Annotated in this window: 9 protein-coding genes; 3 read left to right on the forward strand and 6 right to left on the reverse strand. The window is 73.2% G+C overall.

The features are described from left to right. Positions 1-5: 5 nt before the first annotated feature. From BCD49_RS21725 to BCD49_RS46460, 6 genes are all read right to left on the reverse strand, one after another. Positions 6-962, reverse strand: a complete 957-nt coding sequence (locus BCD49_RS21725) for a TauD/TfdA dioxygenase family protein (protein WP_007515509.1) — start codon at positions 960-962, stop codon at positions 6-8. A gap of 101 nt (positions 963-1,063) precedes the next feature. Then, on the reverse strand, positions 1,064-2,263 hold the full coding sequence (locus BCD49_RS21730) for an LLM class flavin-dependent oxidoreductase (RefSeq protein ID WP_027140288.1): 1,200 nt from the start codon (positions 2,261-2,263) through the stop codon (positions 1,064-1,066). Positions 2,264-2,351: 88 nt separating this feature from the next. Then, positions 2,352-3,392 carry an ABC transporter substrate-binding protein gene (locus BCD49_RS21735; protein WP_071041836.1) on the reverse strand — a complete coding sequence of 347 codons (1,041 nt, stop codon included), beginning with the start codon at positions 3,390-3,392 and terminating at the stop codon, positions 2,352-2,354. A gap of 70 nt (positions 3,393-3,462) precedes the next feature. Next, positions 3,463-4,350: an ABC transporter ATP-binding protein gene (locus BCD49_RS21740; protein ID WP_007517021.1), complete on the reverse strand. Its 888-nt coding sequence runs from the start codon at positions 4,348-4,350 to the stop codon at positions 3,463-3,465. Next, positions 4,323-5,321, reverse strand: coding sequence for an ABC transporter permease (locus BCD49_RS21745; protein ID WP_007517020.1), 999 nt, complete (start codon positions 5,319-5,321; stop codon positions 4,323-4,325). The genes BCD49_RS21740 and BCD49_RS21745 overlap by 28 nt, the downstream gene beginning before the upstream one ends. A gap of 706 nt (positions 5,322-6,027) precedes the next feature. Then, on the reverse strand, positions 6,028-6,096 hold the full coding sequence (locus BCD49_RS46460) for a hypothetical protein (RefSeq protein WP_425343334.1): 69 nt from the start codon (positions 6,094-6,096) through the stop codon (positions 6,028-6,030). A 14-nt stretch (positions 6,097-6,110) separates the two neighbouring features. On the opposite strand from BCD49_RS46460, the gene BCD49_RS21750 reads away from it, so the two are divergent. The 3 genes from BCD49_RS21750 to BCD49_RS40880 all read left to right on the forward strand — a co-directional run bounded on the left by BCD49_RS21750 (position 6,111) and on the right by BCD49_RS40880 (position 8,821). Continuing rightward, positions 6,111-7,496, forward strand: coding sequence for an NtaA/DmoA family FMN-dependent monooxygenase (locus BCD49_RS21750; RefSeq protein ID WP_007517018.1), 1,386 nt, complete (start codon positions 6,111-6,113; stop codon positions 7,494-7,496). A 63-nt stretch (positions 7,497-7,559) separates the two neighbouring features. Then, positions 7,560-8,378, forward strand: coding sequence for a sulfotransferase domain-containing protein (locus BCD49_RS21755; RefSeq protein ID WP_007517017.1), 819 nt, complete (start codon positions 7,560-7,562; stop codon positions 8,376-8,378). A gap of 83 nt (positions 8,379-8,461) precedes the next feature. Further along, complete coding sequence (locus BCD49_RS40880) at positions 8,462-8,821, forward strand: DUF2530 domain-containing protein (protein WP_007517016.1); 360 nt, start codon at positions 8,462-8,464, stop codon at positions 8,819-8,821. The last annotated feature ends 189 nt before the right edge of the window (positions 8,822-9,010 follow it).

Consider the following 9,010-nt stretch of genomic DNA (forward strand, 5'->3'; position numbering starts at 1 on the left):
CCGGATCAGTCGGTCGGGACGGTGCCGATCGGGGAGTACTCGCTGGCGTCGCCGGCCCGGGCGACGCTGGGCCGGCCGTCCTTGCCGACCGGGATCGTGCCGGCGACGGTCACCCGGTGCACGATCCGCGGGCTGTCGGCGTAGTCGTTGATCGCGTAGTGCTGGGTCGCGCGGTTGTCCCAGATCGCGACGTCGCCCGTCCGCCACTTCCAGCGGACCGTGTTCTCCGGCTTCGCGACCACCTCGGCGAACGCGCGCAGCAGGTCGAACGACTGCGCCTGGTTCACCCCGGTCAGCTGCTTGACGAACCCGCCGAGCAGCAGCGACGGCTCGCCGGTCTCCGGGTGGACGCGCACCACCGGGTGCTCGACCTCGAACTCCTTGGACCGGAACTCGAAGAACCGCTCCTTGAACACCTCGGGCAGGCCCTCGAGGTCCTGCGCGCGCAGCCCGTAGTCGTGCTGGTTGGTGTGGAAGACGCGCAGCTTGTCGGCGGCGTCGCGCAGCTGGTCGGGCAGGTCCCAGTAGGACGAGACGGTGTTCGACCAGATGGTGTCGCCGCCGACCGGCGGGATCTCGACGGCGCGCAGGATCGAGAACGCCGGCGGGCGGTCGGTGAAGGTGACGTCGGTGTGCCACGCCCCGGCCCGGCCGCCCTTCGACGCGTCCAGCTCGTGGATCAGCGGGTAGCCGTCGAGGGACGACTGCGTCGGGTGGGCCAGGGTCAGGTCGCCGAACAGCCGGGCGAACGCGATCTGGCGGTCCGGGGTGAGCTGATCCTGGCCGCGGAAGAACACCACCCGGTGGCGCAGCAGGGCCGCGCGGATCGCCGCGATGGTGGCGGAGTCCAGGTCACCGTCGAGGCGGACCCCGCGGATCTCGGCTCCGATCCGGATCGTCAGCGGCTCGATGTCCAGGGCGACGGCGGTCGAGGCCGGCGCCGGCGAGGTGTCGACGGTCATTTCTCGCTCCTTGTGGAAGGCCCGGCCGACACGTGGGCCGGCCGGGTAGGGCGGTTACGAAGGTCGCGGTGGGTGGCGCGGGCGACGCGGTTGCTGGGAGCTCAGGAGGCGCCGGTCGGCACCGGGCGCTGGCCCCCAGCCGCCTGCCGGGCGGGCGCGGCGGGTGCGGCGGGCGGCTGCGCGGCGGCCGGGGCGCCGTCCGGCGTCGCCAGCAGCCCGCGGCGGCGCAGCAGTGGCAGGACGCCTTCGGCGAACCAGTAGGCCTCCTCCAGGTGCGGGTGGCCGGAGAGGATGAAGTGCTCGACACCGAGCGCGTGCAGCTCCTCGATCCGGTCGGCGACCTCGCTGTGGCTGCCGACCAGTGCGGTGCCCGCGCCGGGGCGCACGAGGCCGAAGCCGGCCCACAGGTTCGGCGCGATCACGAGGTCGTCCGTGCTGCCGGCGTGCAGGGCGGTCATCCGCTGCTGACCGACCGACTCGGCCTGGGAGAGCAGCGAGTGCGCGAACGTGATCGTGGCGGGGTCGAGGCCGCCGAGCAGGTCGTCGGCCACCGCCCAGGCGGCCGCGGACGTGTCCCGGGTGATGACGTGCACCCGGTAGCCGAACCGGAGCTCCCGGCCGGCCTCGGCGGCGAGCGCCCGCATCCGGTCGAGACGTTCGGTGACCTGCGCCGGCGTCTCGCCCCAGAGCAGGTAGACGTCGGCGTGCCGGGCCGCGACCCGCTCGGCGGCGGGCGACGCGCCACCGAAGAAGATCGGCGGCGGGTCGAACGGCTTGCGGGTGGTGGCGCCGACGATCCGGTAGTGCTCGCCTTCGAAGTCGAAAGGCGTGTCGCCCCAGGCACCGCGGACGATCTGCAGGAACTCCGCGGTGCGGGCGTAGCGGGTGTCCTTGTCGTGCCAGTCGCCGAAGCGGCGCTGCTCGTCGGTCTCCCCGCCGGTGACGACGTTGAGCAGCAGCCGGCCGCCGGACAGCCGCTGGTAGGTGGCCGCCATCTGGGCGGCCAGCGTCGGGGTGACGAGCCCGGGCCGGAACGCGACCAGGAACTTCAGCCGCCGGGTCTCACCCAGCAGGGCGGCGGTGGTCAGCCAGGCGTCCTCGCACCAGGTACCGGTCGGGGTGAGCACTGCCTCATAGCCGAGCCGGTCGGCCGCCTTGGCGATCTCGGCGAGGTAGTCGATGTCCGGCGGGCGGATGCCCGCCGTCCGTGACGACCGGTTCGCCTCGTGCGTCAGGGTGGCGGCGTCGAGGTTGCGGCTGTCGCCGGCGGTGGGCAGGAACCAGTGCGGATGGATCGACATCGAGGATCGAGCTCCTACAGGTGGGCCGGGCGGCCGGCGGCGCGGCCGATGGCCCTGCCCGCGCCGGCGGCGCGGGCAGGGCCCGGGATCAGCCGGCCGTGGACAGCGCCACGGTGTCGTTGAACTGGTCGGTCGCGAGATCCGCGATCTTCACCTTGACAGGAATGATCTTGGCGTCGGCGAACGTGTCGGCGACCTTCTGCAGGCGGCCGACCAGCGCGTCGTCGATCACGACGGCCTTCGTCGCGGTGCGGTCGACGAAGACCTTCGAGATCTCGATCGGGACGCCGGCCGCGGTGCCCCAGGCCTGTGCCCAGGTGTCGGCGTGGGCCAACGCCCACTGGCGGGCCTTGCCGACCCGGATCAGCAGGTCACGGATCGCCGCGGCCTTGCCAGGGTCGGCGATGACGTCCGGCCGCGACACCTCGAAGGCGAGCCCGGTGGACAGCCCGCCGGAACCGTCGACCAGGATCTTGGCGCCGTTGAGCTGCTGGGCGACGGCGGTGTACGGGTCCCAGATCGCCCAGGCGTCGACGCTTCCGCTGCCGAACGCGGCCAGGGCGTCGGGTGGCTGCAGGTAGGCGGGCTGGATGTCGTCGAACGTCAGTCCGGCCTTCGCCAGCGCCGTGAGCAGGTGGTAGTGCGCCGACGAGCCCTTCGCCACCGCGACCTTCTTGCCCTTCAGGTCCGCGAGGGTCTTGATCGGCGAGTCCTTCTGCACGACGATCGCCGCGCCGGTCACGTCCTGCTGGTAGGCGGCGACCAGACTGATCTTGAAGCCGGCGGCCGCGGTGAAGATCGGCGGCGTGTCGCCGACGCCGCCAAGGTCGATCGCCTTCGCCGTCAGCGCCTCGAGCAGCGGCGGGCCGGAGGTGAACTGGCTCCACTCGATCTTGTACGGAACGTCCTTGAGCTCACCGGCCGCCTCCAGCGCGGCCTGGATGCCCGCCTTCTGGTCACCGACCTTCAGGGTCACCTTGCTCAGGTCGACCGCGGCGGCGCTGGTGGCGGCCGGCGCGGCGCCGGCCGGTTTGTCGTCGCCGGACGAGCAAGCGCCGAGGCCCAGGACCGCGACCGTCGCGGCCAGCGGAACGGCGGCCCACCGAAGGCGGCGGGCGAAGGGGGACATGTCGGTTCTCTCCTTGTGAATCTTCGGAGCCCGTGCCGTCGGTCGGCCAGGGCGAACGGCGAGGGCCGAGTCAGGCCGCGGCGGGGGTGGGCACGCCGAGCAGGGTGAGCAGGTGGGCCCGCAGCGCGACGATCTCGGGGTCGCCCGGCCGGCGCGGGCGGGCGGCGCGGATCGCCACGTCCTCGCTGATCACGCCGTCGCTCATCACCAGCGCGCGGTCGGCGAGCGCGAGCGCCTCGTCGACGTCGTGGGTGACCAGCACGACGGCGGGCGCGTGCCGTGCCCACAGGTCGGCGATCAGCGCCTGGGTCCGCAGCCGGGTGAGCGCGTCGAGCGAGGCACACGGCTCGTCGAGCAGCAGCAGGTCCGGCTCCCTGACCAGGGCCCTGGCCAGGGAGGCCCGCTGCGCCTCGCCGCCGGACAGCGTCAGCGGCCAGGCGTCGACGCGATGATCGAGCCCGACCTCGGCGAGCGCGGCGAGCGCCCGCGCGCGGGAGCTGTCGCCGTGCCCTGCCGACGACTCCCCTGCCGACGACCCCCGCGGCGAGCGAAGCCCGAGGGCGACGTTGCGCCACACCCGCTTCCAGGGCAGCAGCCGCGGCTCCTGGAAGGCCACCGAGCGCCGGCGCGGCACCGCGACGGTGCCGGCGACGTCGAGGTCGAGGCCGGCGAGGACGCGCAGCAGGGTGCTCTTGCCACAGCCGCTGCGGCCCAGCAGGGCCACGAACTCGCCCGGCGCCACCGTCAGGTCGAGCCCGTCGATCACCGCGCGCCCGCCGAACTCCCGGCGAAGGCCGCGCACCTCGACCGCCGCGCGTGCCCGGGGACCCGGCTTGTCGAGGACGTCGACCGCGAGACCGCCGGCCTCATCCGCCCCGCTGGTCCCACCGGTCGCACCGGCCGGCCCGAGCCCGGCGGCGGAAGGTTCGGTCACTGACCGCTGAAGCCGCGTCGCCATGACAGAGCTCCCTTCTCGAGCATGCGGACGAGCAGGTCGGTGGTCAGCCCGAGCAGGCTGTAGACGATCAGACAGACCGTGATCACGTCGGTCTGCAGGAACTCGCGGGCGTTCATCATCAGGTAGCCGAGGCCCTTGTCGGCGTTGACCTGCTCGGCGATCACCAGCGCGAGCCAGGCGACGCCAAGGGAGTAGCGCAGGCCGACCAGCATCCCGGGCAGCGCGCCGGGCAGGATCACGTGCCAGACCAGCTCCAGGCGGCGCAGCCCGAGGGTGCCCGCGGCCTCGACCAGCCGGCCGTCCACGTCACGGATCGCGGCGTAGGTGTTCAGGTAGATCGGGAACGCGACGCCGAGCGACACCAGGACGACCTTGCTGGTCTCCCCGATGCCGAACCAGATGATCAGAAGCGGGATCAGGCCGAGGAACGGAAGCGTGCGCAGCATCTGCATGGGCGCGTCGATCAGGTCCTCGCCCACGCGGAGCAGACCGGAGACGATCGCGAGCACGAGGCCCGCGATCCCGCCGAACAGCAGCCCGTAGGAGACCCGCCGCAGCGAGACCAGCAGCCCGTCGACGAGCGACCCGTCCTTGATCATGTCCCAGGCGGTGGTCACCACGGTGCTCGGCGAGGTCAGCGTGTGCGGGCCGATGACCCCCGTGCTGCAGCCGAGCTGCCACAGCGCGAGCAGCAGCGCGGGGCCGCTCGCCCGGCGCAGCCAGCGCGGCACCGGCCGGCGGCGGCGCGCGCCACCCACGCCGCGCAACGTCTCGATCTCCGGCAGGCGCCCCGCCGAGCCGGCGAGCTGGGGGTCGGCCAGCTGAGCGTCGGCGAGCTGGGGGTCGGCGAGCGCGGCGTCGGTGGACACGCCCTCGGCCACGGTCGGTACCCGCGTGGCGAGGCCAACGGGGACTCCGGGCGGACCGGGCGGCTCCGTCACCGCCAGCACGGTGCTCTCGGACGCGGACATGGCGACCTTTCGAGTCTGGGGCGCGCGAGGTCGCCGCGGTTCACGCAGGACCGCGGCCCGCCTCGGCTACCCGGCGCGGAGCTCTCTGGGGATTGGATTCGTGGTTACGGGAGGAAGGGGTGCTCGGCCGACGCCGCCCGGGCCGGGACGATCCCGCGAGCCTCAGCCGGGGCAGGCGGAGAGTGCCGGCCGGGCCGACGCCATCGGCCGGCGAAGACGGAGGGCGGAAAGCACGTGCCGGCGCACGAACGGGCGTCGGGCACGATCACGATGGGGCATCGGAGATGCCCGTCTCAGCGGTGCCGCCGGCCTAGCGACAGCTCCGACACAGCGAGCTCGCCACCCGCTTGAAGTCCACGTGTGGGCGGCCGACGAGCAGGGCCTGGTGGCGCCGGGCCGCGACGGGCGCGGCCGGGCGCGCGCCGCGCCGACGCGGGCCTCCAGCAGACATGGGTCGAACATAGGCCGCGGGTGGCACTATGTCCACAATTTCCGTTGAGAATATTGAGTTACCGACCAGCGCGACGGGCGGCAGGCGATCGATCGTCGATTGCGCGCCCCGGTCGACACGGCGAGTGGCATGGATGCCGCCGACGGTCATCGAACGGCCGCGGCCGATGGTCCGAACTGGCCACATATCGCCTGGGCCGTGGGGTGTTCCGGCGGAAGCCGCGACGGACCGGGCCGGCTGGGGCGATCCTGGTTGTCAGGAGCGCGGCGATCCGTGGACTAAATACACCCCATTCCGATCGTTGAAGTCGAGAAAGTAAGCCATGAGAGAGGCCCGAGATGAGCAAGCCGATCAAGCAGGTCCACCTGGCGGCGCACTTTCCCGGCGTGAACAACACCACTGTATGGAGTGACCCGGACGCTGGCAGCCACATCGAGTTCGCCTCGTTCCGCCACCTCGCGCAGACCGCCGAGCGGGGCAAGTTCGACTTCTTCTTCCTGGCCGAGGGGCTGCGGCTGCGCGAGCAGAACGGGCTGATCTACGACCTGGACGTCGTCGGCCGCCCGGACACGTTCACCGTGCTCGCCGCGCTCGCCGCCGTCACCGATCGCATCGGCCTGACGGGCACGATCAACTCGACCTTCAACGAGCCCTACGAGGTCGCCCGGCAGTTCGCCAGCCTGGATCACCTCTCCGGCGGCCGCACGGCCTGGAACGTCGTCACCTCCTGGGACGCGTTCACCGGCGAGAACTTCCGCCGGGGCGGCTACCTCCCGCAGGAGGAGCGCTACGCCCGGGCCAGGGCGTTCCTGACGACGGCGCTCGAGCTGGTCGACTCCTGGACGGGTGACGAGATCGTCGCCGACCGGGACACGGGCCAGTTCCTGAGCCGACCGCTGCCGGGCACGTTCGACCACCACGACCCGTACTTCGACATCTCCGGCCACTTCAACGTGCCGCGCGGCCCGCAGGGACGCCCGGTCATCTTCCAGGCCGGCGACTCCGAGGAGGGCCGCGAGTTCGCCGCGGCCAGCGCGGACGCGATCTTCACCGGCCACGCGACCCTCGAGGCCGGGCAGGCGTTCTACGCCGACGTGAAGGGACGCCTGGCCCGCTACGGGCGTGCGCCCGAGTCGCTGCTGGTGCTGCCCGCGGCGACGTTCGTGCTCGGCGACACCGACGCCGAGGCGGCCGAGCTGGCCCACGAGGTCCGGCGCAGGCAGGTCAGCGGCCAGACGGCCATCAAGTTCCTCGAGCAGTTGTGGAACCGCGACCTGTCCGACCACGACCCCGACGGCCCCCTGCCCGCGTTCGATCCCGTCGTCGGGGAGAACACCGTCGCGCGTGGCCGGGCGAGCGTGCGGATGTTCCGCGACCCGATCGCCATCGCCGCCCAGTGGCGGGCGCTCGCGGAGGCCAAGAACCTCACCAGCCGAGAGCTGATCATCGAGGTGACCGGGCGACAGACGTTTGTCGGCTCGCCGACGACCGTGGCGACGGCGATCAACGACCTGGTCCAGGCGGACGCGTCAGACGGCTTCATCCTCGTCCCGCACGTCACCCCGGGCGGGCTGGACCTCCTGGTGGACACCGTCGTGCCGCTGCTACAGGAGCGCGGCGTCTACCGGGCCGACTACGAGGGCACGACCCTGCGCGATCACCTCGGGCTCCCCCCGCTCGACACGCCGGCGTCGGCCTCCGCGCGCGGCCGAGCCGTGGTGTAGTGCGACCCCCGAAGGTGGGTGTCGTGGCCGGGCTACGATCATGCGTCAGAGGCGAGCCGGGGGGTGAGGACGACGCGGCCTGACTTCGTCGTCGCCGCCCCGCCCGAGACGGGCGGAACGCGGCTCGTCGCCGTGCTCGCGCGCCATCCCGGCCTGCGGCTCACCGAGCCGCGGCAGGTGCCGGTGGGAGCACCGGCCGGCGACGTCTGGGGTACCGACGGCGACGTCTGGGGTACCGACGGAGTGACCGGCGTCGCGGACGGGCGGGCGGCGGGGGGTCGCCAGGGCGTGCTGGCGCCATACCTGCTCGCGGACTTCACGGCGCAGCGGCGGCTACACGAGTGCACGGCCTACCCGCGGCTGTTGGTGGCGCTGCGCGATCCGGTCGACCGGGCGTACGCCGCCTGGCGGCGCGCGCGGGCCACCGGCGCCGAGCCGTTGGCCGACTTCGTCGCGGCGCTGCTCGCCGAGCCGGAGCGTGCCAGTGCCGGCTCCGGCTGGACATGGCGCTACGCCGAGCTGGGCCGCTACGGCGACCAGCTGAGAAGGTTGTACACGCTGTACAGCCCCGGTCAGGTGCTGCTCGTGCACTATCCGGACCTGATCGCCGGGCCGGGCGCCGTCTTCCATCGGGCCTGCGGCTTCCTCGATGTCCGCGAGGGTGCGGCTCCCGACGCGCGCGTCGGGCTCGACGCCGCGGCCGGGCCGGCCGGCGAGCCCGGCCAGCCGGACGACCGCCCGCCGCCCGAGCTGCGCGCGCGGGTCGTCGACCTGTTCGCGGAGGACATCCGCCTGCTGGAGTCGGTGACCCACCGCTCGTTCGACGCGTGGCTCACGCCGTCCGGCGAGTCGGCCCCCGTCGCCCGCGGCGCGGACGCCTGACCGCGCGGCCCCGGCGGTCGAGGCCCACGGTCCGCGCGTCACCAGGACAGTCGCGGGCCGCGTGGCCGGGTAACGTCCCCAGCGTGGAGGCGAACGCTACGACGAGCCAGGGCGCCGGCGCGGTGGGCCGGGAGCCGAACGGCCCCTCGGAGACGCCCGCGCGGCCGGACGGCCCGCCGCCTCAGCCGGACGACGGCGCGGGCGGTCTCGCTCCCCTGCCGCAGGACGGGGTCGTTCCCGTCGCGGTCGGCACGATGGTGTGGCTGGTGGCACTGATCGTCATGCTGCCGTTCACCGGCGACCTGCGCGCGGACGGACACCTGTGGTGGCTGGCCACGGCGGCCTGCGGCTTCGGCCTCGGCCTGCTCGGCCTGGTCATCGTCATCCGGCGCCGCAACCGCCTCCGCGACGCTCGCGAGAGCTCGCCGCGCCCTGACGCCTGACCGCTCCGTGGCTCTCTGACGCCTGAACCGTTCCGCCGCGCGCTGACGCCTGAACCGCTCCGCGGCCGGCCGGGGCGTCTTCGCGCGCCGGTCCGCGCCGCTGATTCGAAAACTCAGTGAGTCGGCCCCGTTTCGTCACCCAGGTGCCGGAACGGGGGCGGGCTGGAGGGTGACGTGGTAGCCGAGTTG

The sequence above is a fragment of the Pseudofrankia sp. EUN1h genome (assembly GCF_001854645.1).
Lineage (GTDB): Bacteria > Actinomycetota > Actinomycetes > Frankiales > Frankiaceae > Pseudofrankia > Pseudofrankia saprophytica.

Excerpts from the sequence above, each read along its gene's own strand:
- BCD49_RS21725 (WP_007515509.1), bottom strand. The coding sequence starts at position 962 with ATGACCGTCGACACCTCGCCGGCGCCGGCCTCGACCGCCGTCGCCCTG.
- BCD49_RS21730 (WP_027140288.1), bottom strand. The coding sequence starts at position 2,263 with ATGTCGATCCATCCGCACTGGTTCCTGCCCACCGCCGGCGACAGCCGC.
- BCD49_RS21735 (WP_071041836.1), bottom strand. The coding sequence starts at position 3,392 with ATGTCCCCCTTCGCCCGCCGCCTTCGGTGGGCCGCCGTTCCGCTGGCC.
- BCD49_RS21740 (WP_007517021.1), bottom strand. The coding sequence starts at position 4,350 with ATGGCGACGCGGCTTCAGCGGTCAGTGACCGAACCTTCCGCCGCCGGG.
- BCD49_RS21745 (WP_007517020.1), bottom strand. The coding sequence starts at position 5,321 with ATGTCCGCGTCCGAGAGCACCGTGCTGGCGGTGACGGAGCCGCCCGGT.
- BCD49_RS21750 (WP_007517018.1), top strand. The coding sequence starts at position 6,111 with ATGAGCAAGCCGATCAAGCAGGTCCACCTGGCGGCGCACTTTCCCGGC.